Here is a 19,246-nt window from a genome sequence, read left to right on the forward strand (position 1 = left end):
TTTTCAAAACTCTAAAACACAATCATCTGCCAAATCTGCGAGATAATCTATAAACTATCCAGCGGTTTTCTGTTGTGTACCTTCATTTTTTTGAATTCGGTGGGCGTAAAGCCTGTACTTCCCCGGAACTGTGAAGAAAGGTGCTGGACACTTTTATAGCCTAATTTTCCTGCAATTTCTGTGAGAGTGAATTCATCATACAGAAGCAATTCCTTTACTTTTTCTATCTTTTGAAGAATAAAGAACTGTTCCAAGGTAATATTTTCATTTTGAGAAAAGGTTTTGGAAAGGGAACTGTAATCTTTATGAAGTTCATTACTTAAAAACTCAGATAACAGGAAGTTTTCATCAATATCCAGTTCGCCTACTTTTACGATAATCAAATTTTTGATTTTTTCAATAAGCCTGTGTGCGGAATCTTTTATCCTTTCAAAACCGGTTTCTTCCAAGAGCTTTTCAACTGCCTGTAATCCTTGTTCTGAAATTTCTGACACCGTTTCCACTTCTCCTAAATTTACTGATTGCAAGGGAATATTCGCATCATTAAAAATACTTTCAACAGCAGAAATACACCTGCCGCAAACCATATTTTTGATGAATATTTTCATATCGGATGGTTTAATCTGTCTTTTACGAATTCAACTTTTGTTTTGCCGTGCGGTGCAGGATTTCCGTCTTCACCGAGGTTTACCATTACGATTTTATCAACGGTGATAATGGTTTGTCTGGTCATTTTATTTCTGACATCACATTTTAAAGTTATGGAACTGGAGCCGAAATGCACCACTTCAATACCAATTTCAATAATATCCCCTTGCTTTGCCGAACTTACAAAATTGATTTCGGAAATAAATTTGGTGACAATTCTTGTGTTTTCAAGCTGAATAATAGTATATAGTGCTGCCTCTTCATCAATCCACTGTAGTAATCTCCCTCCAAAAAGGGAATGGTTCGGATTCAGGTCTTCCGGTTTTACCCATTTTCTAGTATGGTAATTCATATAAAGTAATTTGCATTACAAATGTAATATTTATGACGCTATTTTTGTGCGTAATAGGATTGGGTTATCCGAAAAAGATGATTTATATTCTCAATGAATTTTAATTTACAACGTTATAAATAGTTAATTTATCTTAAAATAAAACTTTGAAATTAAAATATAAAATAGTGAATTTGTATTGTTTATCGGCTTTTCCAGTCAGAGGAAAAAATCGGATTAAACATAATATAAGAATTAATAATAAAAAAGCTTTGTTTTGAAATTATTAATCGTATATTGCGTTAGTTTATATTTGGAATCAATATTTGTTCATTAATTTATGTTGTTTTTCTTTTATATACCAAATTTTTATTAATTTTTTAATTTATTCAAAATGAACATTTTTGTTTCAAACATCAATTACGCAACTAAAGAATATGAGTTGCAGGACTTATTTGCAGAATACGGAGAAGTATCTTCTGCTAAAATTGTAACAGACAAAGAAACTGGTCGTTCAAGAGGTTTCGGTTTTATCGAAATGGGTGATGACGAGGGACAACAAGCTATCGAAGCTCTTAACCAGAGAGAATTTAACGGAAAAGTATTAAACGTTTCTGAAGCTAAGCCAAGAGAAGAAAAGCCAAGAAGAAGTTTTGATAACAACAGAAGTGGTGGTTATGGAAACAACAGAGGCGGAGGTTACGGAAACAACCGTGGCGGCGGCGGTGGAAATCGTTGGTAAAAAATATAAGCGGCTTTTAAGCCGCTTTTTTTATGTCTTTATTTTTCCTTTATAAGCAATACTGCATCATCAAAATAGACATTTTCTGATTTATTGTATGGGTTTTTCTCCCGCGTAATACTGGAAAGAACCAGTTTAATATGATATTTCCCAAGGTTGTTTTCTATAGAAATTTCAGGAAGCTTCACCGTTCCGGTTTTGTTCTTATTGGATTCTATCAATTGATTGATAGCCGGAGTGAAATCCAATTCTTCCCTTGAGTTAAGCACTACTTTTAAAACCGAATTATTATCGCGATTTTCTATGATATTAAAGTGATCACCATTGATTTCACGGGTTTCCTTATTATAATTATATCTGTTCAAGCCAATCATATAGGTATAATCTCCAATGCTGATCACCTTATTTTCAGATAGGATGGTTAACCTTTCATGTTGTGAAGCGGTAGTCTTATCAGTACGGGTGAAACTATTTTTAATATGATCCGAAACGGCCCAGAAATCAACGGATTCTATATCTGCCGTTAATTGCTTCTGATTTTTATCCGGAACCAGATGAATAAGAAAATCTTTTTGCTTTCTTTTGGCTAAGAATTCAAATTTATCAGCAATTTCGCTAACAAGAGTATCAGTAACTTTTTTTTGAAAATCTATTCGGCCATTAACAAGAATTTTGTTCTCCTGCAAAAGCTTTAGTAATTCCGTTTTCTGGCTTCTTTTGGCAACCCCGAATGCATTGAAGTAGGGAAATATCAATGCAAAAACCCCGAATAGGAATAAACTGACAGGAATATATTTCACGGTAGGCTTTCTGCTGACTATGAAATAAATGACTACGCTTAATAGCCACAAAGCTAAAAGCAGTACAAAATATCGGGGTTCGGTGTAACCGTATTCCAATATCCGTGTAAAAATAGCTGTGAACAGAAGAATGATCAACGGGATAATGGTAAAATAAAACAGCTTTGAAAATATTCTTACCCAGGATTTGGTATGATCTTCCTTAAGAGGATGTACCAGTAGCAAAGCCAAAATCCCAACAATACTATAGGCTAAAATAAGATAGGAAACCCAACCTCTCGGAAGCTCCCAGTTAATAAGTATTTTGAACGAATAGAAATATAGAATGATTAAATAAATAAAAAGAAGCGGGATTAAAACAAACTGGGTAAAAAACTTTAAAATAACAGGATATTTTCCGTCTTTTTCCAGATGATCAAGTCCTCTTTCATTGAAAAGAAGAAAAATGAAACAGCTTCCGAATATAGCTAAAACGTAAAACGTATCAGTATATAATCTGTCGCTGAAATTAAAGTCAAACAGTTTGTCTACGGCAAGAATAGCCAGTTCAACCCCTCCTGTAAAGACTCCAGTAAAAACGGCGGTAAGAAAAATATTAATGAAAAGATTTTTATTGTATTGCCAAAATCTGAGTTCTCTGTCTCTGTTCAGAAAAGCGACAAAAGAAACTAATAAGTGAGATAATAATGCAGTAACAGCAATAATATAGCCGTAGACTTCCGTGAAATTCTTTTCTTTGGCAGGTAATATAAAATAGAATCCTATTAAAAAAGCAACTCCGGCAATTTCCAGAAAATAAGCCTTTCCAATCCTTTGGGAAAGCATTTTTAAAGCAAACATCAATGAGATTCCAATACAGCAGCAAATGGTGAATTTGGAAAAAGTGAAAAAAATATCTTTGTACTGATTGTTTTCAAACATACAAACAGCTCCGATAGAAGCGAGCAATGCCATTACCAGCACCATGGGATAACGAAGCAGGACTTCACCTGCTTTCAGTATAATTTCCTTAAATTTTGTTTTCATGATCAGGTTTTTATAGGTGTTTTAATTTTTTTTCTTCTTTTTCTTTTTGTCTTTGCTTTTTTTATCCTTTTTGGGATTCAGAATTTCGTTGGCAATTTCAAGTTTCGGCTCTTTGATTTTCACAGGCTTCATCTCAATTTTTAAATCAAAATAATCTTTAAGATCGTTTTGTGAAATCAGATTTTCATTGAATAAAAACTGAAGGATTTCTTTCCCGGAATGATTGAAGAAATTATTCGAAAGTTCTTTCAGTAAGAATTTTTTATAGTCATCAAAAGGAACCATAACGGTATATTTGAAAATTCTTCCTTCCTTTTCGGTGGAAAGATATCCTTTTTCAACCAATATTTTAAGATAGGTGGAAACCGTATTCTGGTGAGGCTTAGGCTCCTGATGCTGTTCCATTATATCCTTTAGATAAAAAGAGTTGAGCTTCCAGAAAAGCTTCATTAAATTTTCTTCTGCAGACGTAAGGTGATTGATTTTCATATGATCTTCCTGATTCTAATAATGTTGAAACTGTATGTTGCAATAAAGATAAATAAAAGATACCACAATTGCTATTCCTGCGCCCATAAATACTTCTTTTACAGTATGTCTTTTTAAAATGATCCTGGTTATTCCTACCATAGTGGCGATTCCCAACCATATGAGGCCCATTTTCAAATCCAGTGCAAAGAATAATGCCGCCACAAAAATATTGAAAGCCGTATGCATAGAGCTTTTAATGAAAAAATTACTGACCTGTAAGGCAAAAAGAAGGATAAGGATAAAGAGCATGACAAAGTCAATGGAGCCGCTTTTTATATAATGGAAAATAAGATAAGCAATAACACAAACTGCAATAAAAATATATAAAGTCTTCCTTTGTACCCGGTTGGAGACATCCATATTGGTATATCTCCTTGTTTTTACATTCCAAACCAGCCAGATAATGACAGGAAGGATAATCATTAATAATATAGGTAGGAAATACAGCATTGAATCTTTCAAAGAATACTCCTGAACACTCATATAAATGAAAAATATGAACAAAGAAACAAGAGGATTGAAAAAATCGGAGATAATTTTTGAAATGCTATGTATGAATGAAGGTTGTTTTTCTTCCATAATAAGTTTAAAATCCAAATATAAGACTAAACTGAAAAAACAATTGGTTATGTATACAATAAAACAAAGTTTTTTTTATAATTTTGCTCAACTATTTCATCATAAATAAGCAAAGAGCTAACACATGAAAGAATTTTCGAAAGAGGTATACCTGAAGTGGTATGAAGATATGACAATGTGGAGAAGGTTTGAAGACAAATGCCGTTCTCTTTATCTAAAACAAAAAATCAGAGGTTTCTTACATTTGTATAACGGCCAGGAAGCTATTCCTGCAGGTTTTACGCATGCAATGGATTTAACTAAAGATAGTATGATTACCGCTTACAGATGCCACATCCATCCAATGGCGATGGGAGTAGATCCTAAGAGAATCATGGCGGAACTTTGTGGTAAAGCAACAGGTACGTCAGGAGGAATGGGTGGTTCTATGCACATTTTCAGTAAAGAACACCGTTTTTATGGTGGACACGGTATCGTTGGGGGGCAAATCCCTTTAGGAGCCGGGATCGCTTTTGCAGATAAATATTTTGACAGAAAAGCGGTGAACATTTGTTTCTTCGGAGACGGAGCTGCAAGACAGGGATCACTGCATGAAACATTCAACATGGCGATGAACTGGAAGTTACCGGTAGTATTTGTTGTGGAAAATAACCAGTATGCAATGGGAACTTCTGTAAAAAGAACTGCGAACCACGAGGATATCTATAAATTAGGATTAGGATATGAAATGCCTTGTCTTCCTGTAGACGCAATGGATCCTGAAAAAGTGGCGGAGGCTGCTTATGAAGCTATTGAAAGAGCAAGAAGAGGAGACGGACCAACTTTTATCGAAGCGAGAACATACCGTTACAGAGGACATTCAATGTCTGATGCAGAACCTTACAGAAGCAAGGAAGAAGTAGCTATTCATAAAAATGATGACCCTATTGAATTGGTAAAACAAAGAATTTTAGCCAACAGCTGGGCCACAGAAGAAGAGCTGGAAGCTCTGGATAACAAATCAAGAGATTTCGTAGAAGAATGTATCGAATTCATGGAAAATTCTCCATATCCGACTGCAGAGAAAATCTATGAATATGTTTACGCTCAGGAAGATTATCCGTTCTTAGATAAATTAGAAAATAATAATTAGATAATTTGAGAATTTGAAAATGAGTTAATTATTTTTAATTCTCACATCATCACATTAACAAATTATCATATTAGAAAATTATGGCAGAAGTAATTACAATGCCTCGTCTTTCCGATACCATGACGGAAGGTAAAGTGGCAAAATGGCATAAAAAAGTAGGAGATAAAGTAAAGGAAGGAGATATTTTAGCTGAAATTGAAACAGATAAAGCTGTTCAGGATTTCGAATCTGAAATTGAAGGTACCCTTTTATACGTAGGTGTAGAAGAAGGTAATGCTGCAGCTGTAGACTCTGTTTTAGCAATTATAGGGAACGATGGGGAAGATATTTCCGGGTTAACCGGGGGAAGTACTCCTGCAGCTTCTGGTTCTGAAGAAAAAAAATCGGAAGAAGAATCTAAAACAGAAAACGAAAGTACAAGTGTGGAGCAAGCTTCAACAGAAGTTCCTGCCGGTGTAGAAGTTATTACAATGCCAAGGCTTTCTGACACCATGACGGAAGGTAAAGTGGCGAAATGGCACAAAAATGTTGGCGATACAGTAAAAGAAGGTGATCTTCTTGCTGAAATCGAAACAGATAAAGCCGTTCAGGATTTTGAATCTGAATTCAACGGAGTATTATTGAAGCAGGGTGTAGAAGAAGGCGGAGCTGCTCCGGTTGATTCTGTTTTAGCGATTATAGGTCCTGAAGGAACGGATGTTTCCGGAATAGGAGCTGGAAAACCTGCTGCACCATCTACAGAAAAGCCTGCAGAACAAAAACCTGAAGCTAAAACGGAAGAAAAAGCTGCTCCGGCTGCAAGCTCTTCATCTACTGATAGAATTGCTATTTCTCCATTAGCGAAAAAAATAGCTCAGGAAAAAGGAGTAGACATCAATAGCGTGCAAGGATCCGGAGAAAACGGAAGAATCATTAAAAAAGATGTTGAAAATTATCAGCCATCCTCGAAACCTGCCGCATCTGCCTCTGCTCCGGCAGCAAGTGCAGCTGCACAGGTAGCAGTAAACTTCGTACAGGGTGAAGATACAGAAACTCCAAACTCTCAGGTAAGAAATATTATTGCAAAACGTCTTTCCGAAAGTAAGTTCTCTGCTCCTCATTACTATCTGATGGTAGAGATCAATATGGATAAGGCCATTGAAGCCAGAAAAGAGATCAATTCTTTACCAGATACGAAAATTTCCTTTAACGACATGATTATTAAAGCAACAGCGATTGCTTTAAGAAAACATCCACAGGTAAATTCAAGCTGGGCAGGAGACAAGATCATCCACAGAGGAAACATCAATATCGGAGTAGCTGTGGCAATTCCTGATGGATTGGTAGTTCCGGTTCTTAAGAATACTGATCAGATGAATTACACTCAAATTTCGGCTGCTGTTAAAGACATGGCTTCAAGAGCTAAATCCAAAGGCCTTAAAGCAAACGAAATGGAAGGCTCTACGTTCTCTATTTCAAACTTAGGAATGTTCGGAATTGAAACTTTTACAAGTATCATCAACCAACCTAATTCGGCTATCCTTTCCGTAGGAGCAATCATTGAGAAGCCAATTGTTAAAGATGGGCAGATTGTGATTGGAAATACCATGAAACTTTCACTGGCGTGTGACCATAGAGTTGTAGATGGGGCTACAGGTGCGGAATTCTTACAGACTTTAAGAACATATCTGGAAAGTCCTTTAACTTTATTACTGTAACAGTTTAAAATATAATACATTAAAACCTCTCATTTCGAGAGGTTTTTTGTTTGATTGAATCTTGAAAAATTAGAAATTATCATTTACATTCTTGCCTGAATTTTAAAATCAATTTACTATTTTTGAATCATGATTAGAGCAAGGAATATCCATAAGTCTTATGGGAATTTAGAAGTATTAAAAGGAGTGGATATCCACATAAAAGTTGGAGAAGTAGTATCTATCGTCGGAGAATCCGGTGCTGGAAAATCAACGCTTTTGCAGATATTGGGAACATTGGATCAGCCCTCCAATTCTAAACATTATGAGACTGAAATTACCATAGCAGGAGAGTCATTCATCAATATGAATGATAAACAGCTTTCTAAATTCAGAAATCAGAATATAGGTTTTGTATTTCAGTTTCATCAATTACTTCCGGAATTTACCGCACTGGAAAATGTATTGCTGCCTACAAAAATTGCCGGGGCTAATGAAAAAGAAGCTGTTGAAAAAGCCTATGCTTTATTCGAAGACTTAAGGATTGAGCAAAGATTGCATCATAAACCTAATCAATTATCGGGAGGTGAGGCACAGAGGGTAGCGGTGGCAAGAGCTTTAATCAATTCTCCGAAAATCATTTTTGCTGATGAACCCACAGGAAACCTGGATTCAAAAAATGCAGATGATCTTCACCGTTTATTTTTTGATTTAAGAGACAAATATGACCAGACCTTTGTGATTGTAACCCATAACCCAAACCTTGCAGAAATTACAGATAGAAAGCTGATTATGAAGGATGGTATGATCATTGAATAAAACACGCCGTCTTATGATGAAACAATTTTTTTTCCTGTTCCTTTTCATTATTTCCTGTTCCAGAGTAGAATCTCAGGCAGGTAATGCGCTTGATGTTCCCCAATCAAAAATCTCAGAGATTAAAAACTTTGTTAAAGGTAAAAATTATAATCAGGATCTGGCTGTCTTTATCAATTTTAAGATACACTCCGGAAAATACCGTTATTTCGTTTATGATCTAAAGAATGATAAGATATTGCAAAAAGCAATAGTATCTCATGGCTCAGGTTCTGTAATCCCGAACTCGAATGTACTTAAATTCAGTAACATTGAAGGCTCTTATCAATCATCCTTAGGAAAATATGAAATAAAAGAAAGCTATATAGGAAAATTCGGAAAATCTTACAGATTAAACGGACTGGAAGACACAAACAGTAATGCCTTACAAAGAGCCATCGTTCTACATTCTTACGGCTGTGTTGCGGATAAAGAATCTCAAAACCCGGCATGCCTTAGTCTGGGATGTCCGATGCTTTCAACCAATGCCTTTAATCAAACTGCAAAATATATAGATCAATCAAAGCAACCGATTATTCTTTACGCATTTTATTAGCCCTCATTCCTAAAAACACAAATATTATGACTATCAAATTCCTAGCACAAGACGACCGCCCCAGAGAAAAATTTTTACTCAAAGGGAAAAGCTCACTTTCAGATTCAGAGCTTCTTGCCATTATTATGGGAAGCGGGAGCAGAGATGAATCTGCCCTGGAACTGGCTAGAAAAATATTGATTTCAGTGGGAAATAACTGGAATCAACTCAGCTTACTATCCGTAAAAGACCTGATGAAATTTAAGGGAGTCGGAGAAGTAAAAGCGATTTCCATAGCAACGGCTTTAGAAATCGGTCGCAGAAGGGCAGGTCAGGAAGTCTCTGAAAAACCTGTTATTTCAAATAGTAATGATGCATATAATGTTTTCAGGAATCAACTGTCTGATTTACGCACAGAGGAATTCTGGGCTGTTTTTGTGAATCAAAGTAACAAAATAATTCATCTCTCCAGGCTAACTCAGGGAGGGATCAGCCAGTCTGTTGTTGACGTAAGAATCTTATTCAAAACAGCTTTGGATCACTTGGCCACAGGAGTTATTATTGCTCATAATCATCCTTCGGGAAGCTTAAAACCGAGCCGTGAAGATATGACTATTACACAAAAAATAAAAGAAGCCGGAAAATTCTTAAGTGTTCAGCTTTTGGATCATCTCATTATAACACAGGATTCATATTTTAGTTTTTCAGACGAAGGATTATTATGATAAGAAAACTAAAATACCATGAAATTGATTTCAAAAAATACTCGGAATGCCTTGAAAACTCTGAGCAGAGAAAGTATTCTGCTTCAAAAGATTTTCTGGACATTACTTCAGGAAAGCAATGGGAAGTTTTAGTTTATAATGATTATGAAGCAGTAATGCCGGTTCCTTTTATCAGAAAAGCGGGATTGAAAATTGTAATAAACCCTAAGCTTTGCCAGCAATTAGGGATTTTTTCAAAAAACGATAATATTCAGACTAACGACTTGTTTTTGAATTTTCTGGAAAAAAAAAATATGATCTGGTATTATGCGTTCAATGATTTAAATAAATTCAGCAAACCGTTAAAACAAAGGAAGAACTTTCTTATTTTTCAGCAGCCCTATGAAACGGTAAAACAGAGATATTCACCCAAAAGAAAAAGGAAGTTGCGATTGGATGAAGAAGTACTTGCAAAATCTGAAATCCGGGAAGTACCTCTGAAAGAAATATGGGAATTTATTTCCGAAAATATGATCGGTGCAAAAAAACAGAAAGACAAAAAAGCATTTTTGCAGTTATTTCTGGACTTTGAAAAAGCCGGATATCTTACAATAACAGCTTTTTTCTATGATCATATGGTGATTAATGCTATTGCGGTATATAATGATCAGAAAACGGCAGCACTTTTAGGAACTTTTAATAATAAAGATTTCATCAAGCTTTCCGGATCATCTGTTATTATAGATCATGTTATTTCAAAAAATATAGAAAGCAAGATTTTTGATTTTGAAGGTAGTGAAGTTCCTGCTATTGAGGAATTTTTCAGAGGTTTCCGTCCGCAACTTGCAATGTATCCCGTAATTGCTCATTCCAAGCAGCAGCTCGTAAAGCAGGTCATAAAAATTTTTTCACACCTATTCTTTATTCACAGATAATACGGCATTCAGATGCTGCCTTATTTTATAACCAAAAGGTTCCAGGTCCTTGTTCAGATCTTCCGGAGTATAGGGGTGGTGAATTTCGATGATAATATTTTTAACTTTCTCCAACCAATAATTATTTTTACTTAAAAGATCAATTTCACCTCCTTCAATATCTACTTTAAGTAGATCTATTGGGTTCAATCCATACTCTTTCATTAAACTGTCAATAGAAACCGCTATCGTTGGTGTTCCTCTGTCTGAAACCTTTTGATTGTATGAAAGTTTTTCACCTCCGAAATTTACAATTCCGTCCTCAAAATAAACAGCTTTATTGACACATTCGATATTTTTGAATGCAGAGGTATTTTCTTTCAGAAGCAGAAAATTTTCTGTGGAAGCTTCAAGGGCTATAATTTTAGCCTCAGGATATCTTAAACTCAAATAAATTGAGGTCAATCCAATATGAGCGCCCAGATCAAGAATCACTTTTGGTTTTTCTTTAAGAATTTTGAGAGGTTTATCATAGGTTTTTTTCCAAAAAACTTCATAAAAAATATCGATATCCCCCTTAAAAGTTCTTAAATAGAGATTAAATTTTTTACCTTCTCTTTTAAATTTATAAACAAACGTTTCATTGTTGTTGGTATCAAGAGTGTTTCGTTTAAATCGAGAACTATATCTTTTAGAATTAATAATAAAAGCAACAAATGTTTTGACACTAACGCTTATTGTAGCATTAAATAAAAGCTTAGATATATAATTGTTGAAAGACACTGTGATTTATTTACGAGTTGAAATGTATATTATCATTCTGATCAAAAAGAATATAGAGGTTTCAAAATAAAATTTATGATTTTATGACAAGAATTGGCAAAAACTTCCTCAAAAGTACTAAATAATTAGTAATTTTGCCATCTTAAATTATGACAAGTTTTTCAGGATATTTACCGTATGCATTTGCATTAATTATTGCAATACCGTTTTTGGTTTTGCTGAGACAATTTGTATATACTTACATCAACTTAAAGAATCAGGAAATCAAGTTACTTTCAGTAAAATCCAATTCTGAGAATAAGACTCACTCTTATGAAAGAATGACCCTGTTTCTGGAAAGAATGAAGCCATCCAATCTTATTCAAAGATTTGATAAAAACCTGGCGGTTCATGAATTTATTTTTCTAACCGAAAAATCAATCCATGAAGAATTTGAGTATAATTCGTCCCAACAGCTTTATTTAACAAAAAATTCATGGCAGAATATTGTAAATTCTAAAAATGCAATCATAGATTTGCTTCATAAAACATATGAAAGCTTGAATAATAATCCGGATCTGGACGAATTTAAGACCGTTTTCATTATGAATTATATGAACGATGAAGATTATATTGCTGCCACAATAGAAGATTTAAGAAGAGAAATTTTAATAATAGCTTAATAAAAATAAAACAGATAGATAATGATTCCAAATTTTAAAGCACATCCATGGCATGGAATTTCTGCAGGAGAAGATGTGCCCAATGTTGTAAATGTGTTTGTAGAGATTGTTCCTTCAGATACGATTAAGTATGAAGTAGATAAAGAAACTGGATATTTAAAAGTAGACAGACCTCAAAAATTTTCCAATATTATTCCGGCATTATATGGATTTGTTCCAAGAACATATTGTCATGACGAAGTAAAGAAGCTCGCTGTTGAAAGTGGTGCGGATGATGTAACGATGGGAGACCACGACCCGCTGGATATTTGTGTTTTAAGTTCGCATAATATTCATTCAGGGGGAATGTTGATGGAAGCTATTCCAATCGGTGGATTTAAGATGATTGACGGTGGAGAAGCAGATGACAAAATTGTAGCGGTAATGGTAGGAGACCACGCTTTCGGTCACTTCAGGGACATCTCAGAATTACCTGAAGCAGAAGTAAAAAGATTGATGCACTATTTCCTTACGTATAAAAACTTACCGGATGAGCCTGCAAAATGTAGAATTCACGAAGTATACGGAGCAGAGCATGCTAAGAAAGTAATTAGAGCTTCACAGAAAGATTACGCAAATAAATTCGGAGGATAAAATTTTCTTCGTTTGAAATATAAAGGATAAATGGGTTCATTTATCCTTTTTTTATGGAATATAGCCGGGCTTTAAAAATATAAATTTTACAGAGTTATAATATTTTTGACGATATCATGGGAATTATTTATTATATTTAATTCTCTATTACCGAAAAAATATTAAACTATGGATCTATTTGTGTTAGTGCCAATTTTTGGTGTGGTTGCTTTATTGTATACTTTTTTACAGAGTAACTGGGTAAGTAAGCAAAACGCCGGAAATGAAAAAATGAAAATTATCAGCGGACATATCGCTGACGGTGCAATGGCCTTTTTAAAAGCCGAGTACAAGATTTTAACCTATTTCGTAGTTGTTGTAGCCATTTTACTGGCCGTGATGGGAATGAGTAATTCCAACTCGCATTGGAGTATCGGGATTGCTTTTGTAGTAGGAGCCGTTTTCTCTGCTTTGGCAGGGTTTATAGGAATGAAAATCGCAACAAAAGCGAATGTAAGAACTGCCGAAGCTGCAAAAACTTCTCTTTCCAAAGCACTTAAAGTTTCCTTTACCGGAGGGTCGGTTATGGGAATGGGGGTTGCCGGATTGGCTGTATTGGGCTTAGGTGCACTTTTTCTGATCATTAAACAAATCTTTGCACCGGATTCATCCCCGGATTCTCACGAAATGGAAAGAGCAATAGAAATCCTTACCGGATTTTCTTTAGGTGCTGAATCCATCGCCTTATTCGCGAGAGTTGGAGGGGGTATTTACACAAAAGCTGCAGATGTAGGAGCTGATTTGGTAGGAAAAGTAGAAGCGGGAATTCCTGAGGATGATCCTAGAAATCCTGCTACTATTGCAGATAATGTAGGAGATAACGTAGGAGATGTTGCGGGAATGGGAGCTGACTTATTCGGTTCTTATGTAGCCACTGTTTTGGCTACGATGGTTTTGGGACGAGAAACAATCTCTGAAGATTCTTTTGGAGGTTTCGCTCCGATCTTGTTGCCGATGCTTATTGCCGGTACTGGGATCATCTTCTCTATGATAGGAACTTTATTTGTGAGAATCAATGATAATGATGGAGCATCCACTTCTAACGTTCAGAATGCCCTGAATCTTGGAAACTGGGGAAGTATCGTTATTACAGCTATAGCATCTTATTTTCTGGTTACCTATATCTTACCGGAAACTATGGTTTTAAGGGGCCATGAGTTTACCAAAATGGGCGTTTTTGGAGCCATTATGGTTGGATTAGTTGTGGGAACTTTAATGAGTATCATTACAGAATTTTATACGGCAATGGGGAAAAGACCCGTTTCAAGTATTGTGAGACAGTCTTCCACAGGTCATGCTACCAATATTATCGGCGGACTTGCCGTAGGAATGGAATCTACATTATTACCTATTATTGTACTAGCCGGAGGAATTTATGGTTCATATTTATGCGCAGGACTTTATGGGGTGGCTATTGCAGCAGCAGGGATGATGGCAACTACGGCCATGCAATTAGCCATTGATGCTTTCGGGCCTATTGCAGATAATGCGGGAGGAATTGCCGAAATGAGTGAATTACCAAAAGAAGTACGTGAAAAAACGGATATTCTGGATGCTGTAGGAAATACAACCGCAGCAACAGGAAAAGGATTTGCAATTGCTTCTGCAGCGTTAACCGCTTTAGCTTTGTTTGCAGCTTTTGTAGGAATTGCAGGAATTGACGGTATTGATATCTACAGAGCTGATGTTTTAGCAGGCTTATTTGTAGGCGGAATGATTCCGTTTATATTTTCCTCATTAGCAATTACTGCGGTAGGACAGGCAGCTATGGCCATGGTGGAAGAAGTAAGACGACAGTTCCGTGAAATTCCGGGAATCCTGGAAGGGAAGGCTGAACCGGAATATGAAAAATGTGTTGCTATTTCAACCGATGCGTCTATTAGAAAGATGATGCTTCCGGGGGCTATTGCTATTATTTCTCCTCTTTTGGTAGGGTTTATTTTCGGGCCTGAAGTATTGGGCGGATTTTTAGCAGGAGCTACAGTGAGTGGTGTTTTGATGGGAATGTTCCAGAATAATGCCGGTGGAGCCTGGGATAATGCTAAAAAGTCTTTTGAAAAAGGCGTGGATATTAACGGGCAAACCTATTACAAAGGTTCTGAGCCTCATAAAGCATCCGTAACAGGAGATACGGTTGGAGATCCTTTTAAAGATACTTCCGGACCTTCCATGAACATTTTAATTAAGCTAATGTCAATTGTTTCATTAGTTATTGCACCTACTTTGGCTACTTTGCATAAAGATAAAATTGATGCTAACAGAAAAGCAAAAATAGAAGCTTTAACCGGAGTTGCAGGAGTACATTCTGTTACCGATTCCAACGCAGGAAATGGTATTGTAACATTAGCACCAACAGAAGTCAAAGGACGTTTGAATGAAAGCGGTGATTTTGTTTACGAAACCGGAAATATGCAGGAGATCAAACTGGAAGGAGGCCATACTATTTCTATGGGTGAAAACAGTCAGTTATACCGGTTATATAATGATGTAAAAGGAAAAAATCAGGCTGTTTTGGATCCGAACAAATGGTATACTATTGAAAATTTATACTTTGAAACAGGTTCAAGCGACTTAAAAGCAGGTTCTGAAGTTCAATTGAATAATTTAGCTGAAATACTTAATGCCTATCCTGGTTTAAGAGTGAAATTAGGAGGATATACAGACAATACAGGTAATGAAGAAAGCAATATGAAATTATCCAATTTGAGAGCACAAACCGCAAAGCTTAAATTGTTGGAAATGGGAATTGCTTCAGACAGAGTGGAAGCGGAAGGATATGGATCTCAATATCCTGTTTGCGAAGCCAATGATACGGATGAATGTAAAGCTAAAAACAGAAGAATTGATGTAAGGGTTCTTGCTTTGTAGAAGAGAAATTTATATAAACTTAAAGCACCACATTTTGTGGTGCTTTTTTCTATGTATTTTGTTACAAAACAGAGGTTATAAGACTAAGCTTAATTATGTGGGAAATCAAAGATTCTTTTTCAAATGCTCCAACGCCTGAATAATCACTTCATCCTTTTTAGAAAAACTGAACCTGATATAATTGGAATCCTGCCTTGAATTATAAAATGCAGAAAGAGGAAGGCAGGCCACCTTCTTTTCAATGGTCATCCATTTTGAAAACTCTATATCTGTCATGGTTTTAGATACATTTCTGAAATTAACGATCTGAAAAACACTTCCCTGAGCTTTCTGTTCCACTTCTAAAGGAGTTTCTTTAATAAGTTCATTGAAAATATCCCTCTTTCTTTGCATGAAAATCAGGTTTTCGGCAGGATCAAAAACTTCAAGGTATTTTGCAATGGCATATTGGGCCGGTGCATTGGCACTGTATGAAATATATTGTTGATGACATCTGAATTTGTTAGTTAATTCAACGGAAGCTAATAAATAGCTGACCTTCCATCCGGTAGAGTGAAACATTTTCCCAAAAGAAAAAATAGAGAAAGTCCTTTTCTTTAGATCCGGATGCAGGAACGGACTGTAATGCGCTGCGCCATCATAACAATATATATCATAAATTTCTTCGGAAATCAGGTAAATTTCCCTGTTCTCAATTAAAGAGTATAATTGGTTCCAGTCATGTTGTGACCATATTTTCCCGGTAGGGTTTTGAGGAGAATTAATAATGATGGCTTTTGTTTTTTCGGAAATACAATTCCGGAATTTTTCCCAGTTGATGCTGAAATCACAGTCTAAATCATAATATACAGGAATTCCATCATTGAGAACAATTGAAGGTGCATACGTATAATAGGAAGGTTGAATAATGATGACCTCATCTCCCTGATTTAAAATGCATTTCAGGGAAGTATATAATGCAAAGGTAGCACAGGGGACAATGCTTACTTCTTCTGTTTTAAGCTGAAGACTATTTTTTCTTTTTACATTGTATTTAATAATGCTTTCAATTAATAACGGATTACCCGCAAGAGGTTCATAATTGTGGTTGTTGTGATCAGCAGATTCTTTCAGATAATATTTTAAACGCGGATCGATATCGAAATCGGAAACCCCTAAAGATAAATCAAAGCTGTTATGCCGTGAAGCGAGATCAGACATTTCCGTAAAAAAAGAGTAATGTGTAAATCCATAAATATTCTCCATCTATTTGCATTTATATCAAATATAAGAAAATTTGGAATCCATGATCAATTAAATAAATTTTGTTATTTTTAAGCAAATTATTAAAAATGAAAAAACTACTTATTCCTCTGTTTGCTGCTGCTTTACTCGCAAGTTGCGAGGCAGTTAAGGTTTCTGATAACAGCACTTCTAATCATACTTCACCCGGTTCTAAAGATGATAAAGGCTTCCAGATTGCATATAAGGCAATTAAAGCAGATGATTTAAAGAAAAATCTATATGTGATTGCTTCTGATGAGATGGGGGGAAGAGATACGGGAAGCCCTGGACAGAAAAAGGCAGGAGAATATATGGTTAACTATTATAAAAGTCTTGGAATTTCCTTTCCTAAAACATTAGGTTCCTATTATCAAAAAGTACCTGCAGAGTATATGAAGCAAAGGGGTGGAGGAAACCTTCCTGATTCTGAAAATATTCTTGCATTTATCGAAGGAAGTGAAAAACCTGAGGAAATCGTTGTTATTTCCGCTCATTACGACCATGTAGGAACCAGAAACGGAGTAGTGTATAACGGAGCAGATGACGACGGAAGCGGAACAGTAGGGGTTATGGAGATTGCGAAGGCTTTTCAGGAAACTAAAAAAGCAGGAAAAGGCCCTAAAAGATCTATTTTATTCCTGCATGTAACTGGTGAAGAGCATGGCTTATTCGGTTCTGAATATTACAGCGATAACCCGGTATTTCCTCTTGCCAATACGGTGGTAGACCTTAACATTGATATGATAGGTCGTGATGATCCGGAAAACAGAGGAAAAGATTATGTTTACGTGATCGGTTCTGAAATGTTGAGTTCCGAATTGAAAGTTATCAATGAAGCAGCCAATAAGAAAACGAATAATCTTATACTGAATTATAAATATGATGACCCTAATGATCCTGAAAGGTTATATTACAGATCAGACCATTATAATTTCGCAAAGAACAATATTCCTGTAGCATTTTTCTTTGACGGGATCCATGAAGATTATCATAAACCTACCGATGATGTTGAGAAAATCGATTATTCTTTATTGGCAAAAAGAACCCAGTTGGTTTTTGCTACAGCTTGGGAAATTGCCAACAGAGAAAACAGAATCGTGGTTGACAAAAAATAATAATTATAGAGTTTAAATATAAAGTAGGCCTATAAGTTATTTCTTATAGGCCTTTATTAAAATATTGCTGATGACAATTCGTGACGCTAAAATAGAGGATATTCCGCAAATTCAGGTGATAAGGAACTCGGTTAAAGAAAACACCTTATCTGACCCGGGGCTTGTTACAGACAGAGACTGTGAAGAATTCCTGTTTCAGAGAGGAAAAGGTTGGGTATGTGAAATTAATGGGGAAATTGTTGGATTTTCTATTGTTGATAGGAAAGAAAATAACGTTTGGGCATTATTTCTCCACCCGGATTTTGAAAAGCAGGGAACAGGCAGAAAGCTTCATGATAGTATGGTGGATTGGTATTTTGAGCAGACAAAAGATACCCTCTGGCTTGGAACTTCACCGGGCACAAGAGCCGAAGCTTTTTACAGAAAAGCAGGATGGAAAGAAACGGGTAAACACGGAAAAGGGGAAATTAAATTCGAAATGACCTATAATCAATGGCAAAATAATAAATCATGAGACAAAAAATAAAATCAATCCGTCCTTTTGTTGGCGCTGGGAATTTTGAGATCAGCAGAAATTTTTATACTGATCTGGGTTTTGAAGAAATAATTTTAGAACCTAAATTATCTTTATTCAGGAAAAATGAAACTGCTTTTTATCTTCAGAATGCTTATGTGAAAGACTGGATTGATAATACCATGCTCTTCATTGAAGTGGAAGATACGGATGAATTTTGGAAAGAACTTCAATCCCTTAATCTTACAGAGAAGTATGAAGGAGTGAGACTTACTCCTGTAAGGACCATGGAGTGGGGAAAGGAGTGCTTTGTACATGATCCTTCCGGAATTTTATGGCATTTTGGAGAGTTTTTTACTAAATGATTGAAAATGATCTACGCTTTTGATACATATTATTGTAATGACGTTGCCAATACGATCTGTATAGCTTTTGAAAACTGGAATTCTGAAAAGGAAAATAATATTTTCATTGAAAAAACAGCCATCACGTCCGATTATGAAAGTGGCGCTTTCTATAAGAGGGAATTACCTTGTATAATGAGTTTGCTGAAAAAAATTCAACTTAAAGATGGAGATATGATCATAGTAGATGGCTACGTTACTTTGGATGATCATGGAAAAATCGGTTTGGGAGGTTATCTTTTTGAAGCCCTTGAACAAAAATATCCAGTGATCGGAATTGCCAAAAACGGATTTTCGGCCCCGGATTCTCGAAGAAGACATATATACAGAGGAGAGAGTAAAACACCTCTTTTCCTTACAGCGATGGGAATTGATGTGGATGAATTAGTCCCGAAAATAAAGCAAATGTATGGCTCATACAGAATTCCGGCACTTTTGAAAAAGCTGGATCAGTTGACGAGAGAATAGTTTTTAATGATTTTAATTTTTATT

At 35.6% G+C, this 19,246-nt stretch carries 21 protein-coding genes; 14 read left to right on the forward strand and 7 right to left on the reverse strand.

The annotated features are described in order from the left end of the window. Positions 1 to 47 precede the first annotated feature (47 nt). Complete coding sequence (locus tag BCF58_RS10695) at positions 48 to 608, reverse strand: helix-turn-helix domain-containing protein (protein WP_121461767.1); 561 nt, start codon at positions 606 to 608, stop codon at positions 48 to 50. Continuing rightward, positions 605 to 1,000, reverse strand: coding sequence for an acyl-CoA thioesterase (locus BCF58_RS10700; protein WP_121461768.1), 396 nt, complete (start codon positions 998 to 1,000; stop codon positions 605 to 607). Before BCF58_RS10700 ends, BCF58_RS10695 begins: the two co-directional genes overlap by 4 nt. 373 nt (positions 1,001 to 1,373) lie before the next feature. Between BCF58_RS10700 and BCF58_RS10705 the strand changes: the two genes are divergently transcribed. Next, positions 1,374 to 1,721, forward strand: coding sequence for an RNA recognition motif domain-containing protein (locus BCF58_RS10705; protein ID WP_121461769.1), 348 nt, complete (start codon positions 1,374 to 1,376; stop codon positions 1,719 to 1,721). Positions 1,722 to 1,759: 38 nt separating this feature from the next. On the opposite strand, the gene BCF58_RS10710 is transcribed toward BCF58_RS10705, so the two are convergent. From BCF58_RS10710 to BCF58_RS10720, 3 genes are read right to left on the reverse strand one after another with little or no spacing between them, the layout of a single operon-like run. Then, a complete protein-coding gene (locus tag BCF58_RS10710) occupies positions 1,760 to 3,547 on the reverse strand; it encodes a DUF4153 domain-containing protein (protein ID WP_121461770.1) in 1,788 nt (595 codons plus the stop codon). A 21-nt stretch (positions 3,548 to 3,568) separates the two neighbouring features. Then, positions 3,569 to 4,036 carry a BlaI/MecI/CopY family transcriptional regulator gene (locus BCF58_RS10715; protein WP_121461771.1) on the reverse strand — a complete coding sequence of 156 codons (468 nt, stop codon included), beginning with the start codon at positions 4,034 to 4,036 and terminating at the stop codon, positions 3,569 to 3,571. A 15-nt stretch (positions 4,037 to 4,051) separates the two neighbouring features. Next, a complete protein-coding gene (locus BCF58_RS10720; protein ID WP_121461772.1) occupies positions 4,052 to 4,657 on the reverse strand; it encodes a phosphatase PAP2 family protein in 606 nt (201 codons plus the stop codon). Positions 4,658 to 4,781: 124 nt separating this feature from the next. On the opposite strand from BCF58_RS10720, the gene pdhA reads away from it, so the two are divergent. From pdhA to BCF58_RS10750, 6 genes are all read left to right on the forward strand, one after another. Next, positions 4,782 to 5,789 (forward strand): pyruvate dehydrogenase (acetyl-transferring) E1 component subunit alpha, encoded by a 1,008-nt coding sequence (gene pdhA / locus BCF58_RS10725; protein WP_121461773.1) that lies wholly within the window; start codon positions 4,782 to 4,784, stop codon positions 5,787 to 5,789. An 80-nt stretch (positions 5,790 to 5,869) separates the two neighbouring features. Further along, entirely contained in the window at positions 5,870 to 7,486 is a 1,617-nt protein-coding gene (locus BCF58_RS10730; RefSeq protein WP_121461774.1) for a pyruvate dehydrogenase complex dihydrolipoamide acetyltransferase, read from the forward strand. A gap of 129 nt (positions 7,487 to 7,615) precedes the next feature. Continuing rightward, entirely contained in the window at positions 7,616 to 8,284 is a 669-nt protein-coding gene (locus BCF58_RS10735) for an ABC transporter ATP-binding protein (RefSeq protein WP_121461775.1), read from the forward strand. Positions 8,285 to 8,297: 13 nt separating this feature from the next. Further along, complete coding sequence (locus BCF58_RS10740) at positions 8,298 to 8,876, forward strand: murein L,D-transpeptidase catalytic domain-containing protein (protein ID WP_121461776.1); 579 nt, start codon at positions 8,298 to 8,300, stop codon at positions 8,874 to 8,876. Between the two features lie 26 nt (positions 8,877 to 8,902). Next, positions 8,903 to 9,580 carry a RadC family protein gene (radC, locus tag BCF58_RS10745; RefSeq protein ID WP_121461777.1) on the forward strand — a complete coding sequence of 226 codons (678 nt, stop codon included), beginning with the start codon at positions 8,903 to 8,905 and terminating at the stop codon, positions 9,578 to 9,580. After that, positions 9,577 to 10,494, forward strand: a complete 918-nt coding sequence (locus BCF58_RS10750; RefSeq protein ID WP_121461778.1) for a hypothetical protein — start codon at positions 9,577 to 9,579, stop codon at positions 10,492 to 10,494. Before radC ends, BCF58_RS10750 begins: the two co-directional genes overlap by 4 nt. On the opposite strand, the gene BCF58_RS17400 is transcribed toward BCF58_RS10750, so the two are convergent. Continuing rightward, positions 10,474 to 10,968 carry an FkbM family methyltransferase gene (locus BCF58_RS17400; RefSeq protein ID WP_170149003.1) on the reverse strand — a complete coding sequence of 165 codons (495 nt, stop codon included), beginning with the start codon at positions 10,966 to 10,968 and terminating at the stop codon, positions 10,474 to 10,476. The genes BCF58_RS10750 and BCF58_RS17400 overlap by 21 nt on opposite strands. A 437-nt stretch (positions 10,969 to 11,405) precedes the next feature. Here BCF58_RS17400 and BCF58_RS10760 point away from each other — a divergent pair, with 437 nt between their 5' ends. The 3 genes from BCF58_RS10760 (at position 11,406) to BCF58_RS10770 (ending at position 15,458) form a co-directional block, all read left to right on the forward strand. Continuing rightward, on the forward strand, positions 11,406 to 11,918 hold the full coding sequence (locus BCF58_RS10760; RefSeq protein WP_121461780.1) for a DUF7935 family protein: 513 nt from the start codon (positions 11,406 to 11,408) through the stop codon (positions 11,916 to 11,918). Between the two features lie 21 nt (positions 11,919 to 11,939). Continuing rightward, positions 11,940 to 12,551, forward strand: a complete 612-nt coding sequence (locus BCF58_RS10765; protein WP_121461781.1) for an inorganic pyrophosphatase — start codon at positions 11,940 to 11,942, stop codon at positions 12,549 to 12,551. A gap of 168 nt (positions 12,552 to 12,719) precedes the next feature. Continuing rightward, positions 12,720 to 15,458, forward strand: coding sequence for a sodium-translocating pyrophosphatase (locus BCF58_RS10770; RefSeq protein ID WP_121461782.1), 2,739 nt, complete (start codon positions 12,720 to 12,722; stop codon positions 15,456 to 15,458). 105 nt (positions 15,459 to 15,563) lie between these two features. Here the strand turns inward: BCF58_RS10770 and BCF58_RS10775 are convergent, their stop codons facing one another. Continuing rightward, the gene (locus BCF58_RS10775; protein ID WP_121461783.1) at positions 15,564 to 16,703 is read right to left on the reverse strand and encodes an aminotransferase class I/II-fold pyridoxal phosphate-dependent enzyme; all 1,140 of its coding nucleotides are present in this window, start codon (positions 16,701 to 16,703) and stop codon (positions 15,564 to 15,566) included. 86 nt (positions 16,704 to 16,789) lie between these two features. Here BCF58_RS10775 and BCF58_RS10780 point away from each other — a divergent pair, with 86 nt between their 5' ends. The 4 genes from BCF58_RS10780 to BCF58_RS10795 all read left to right on the forward strand — a co-directional run bounded on the left by BCF58_RS10780 (position 16,790) and on the right by BCF58_RS10795 (position 19,222). Continuing rightward, a complete protein-coding gene (locus BCF58_RS10780; RefSeq protein WP_121461784.1) occupies positions 16,790 to 17,836 on the forward strand; it encodes a M28 family metallopeptidase in 1,047 nt (348 codons plus the stop codon). Positions 17,837 to 17,906: 70 nt separating this feature from the next. Next, entirely contained in the window at positions 17,907 to 18,350 is a 444-nt protein-coding gene (locus BCF58_RS10785) for a GNAT family N-acetyltransferase (protein WP_121461785.1), read from the forward strand. Then, positions 18,347 to 18,715, forward strand: a complete 369-nt coding sequence (locus tag BCF58_RS10790) for a VOC family protein (RefSeq protein ID WP_121461786.1) — start codon at positions 18,347 to 18,349, stop codon at positions 18,713 to 18,715. The genes BCF58_RS10785 and BCF58_RS10790 overlap by 4 nt, the downstream gene beginning before the upstream one ends. A 6-nt stretch (positions 18,716 to 18,721) precedes the next feature. Continuing rightward, complete coding sequence (locus BCF58_RS10795; protein ID WP_121461787.1) at positions 18,722 to 19,222, forward strand: endonuclease V; 501 nt, start codon at positions 18,722 to 18,724, stop codon at positions 19,220 to 19,222. Positions 19,223 to 19,246: the final 24 nt, after the last annotated feature.

Origin of the sequence: Chryseobacterium defluvii (assembly GCF_003634775.1) — a bacterium.
In the GTDB taxonomy this organism is placed as follows: Bacteria; Bacteroidota; Bacteroidia; order Flavobacteriales; family Weeksellaceae; genus Chryseobacterium; species Chryseobacterium defluvii.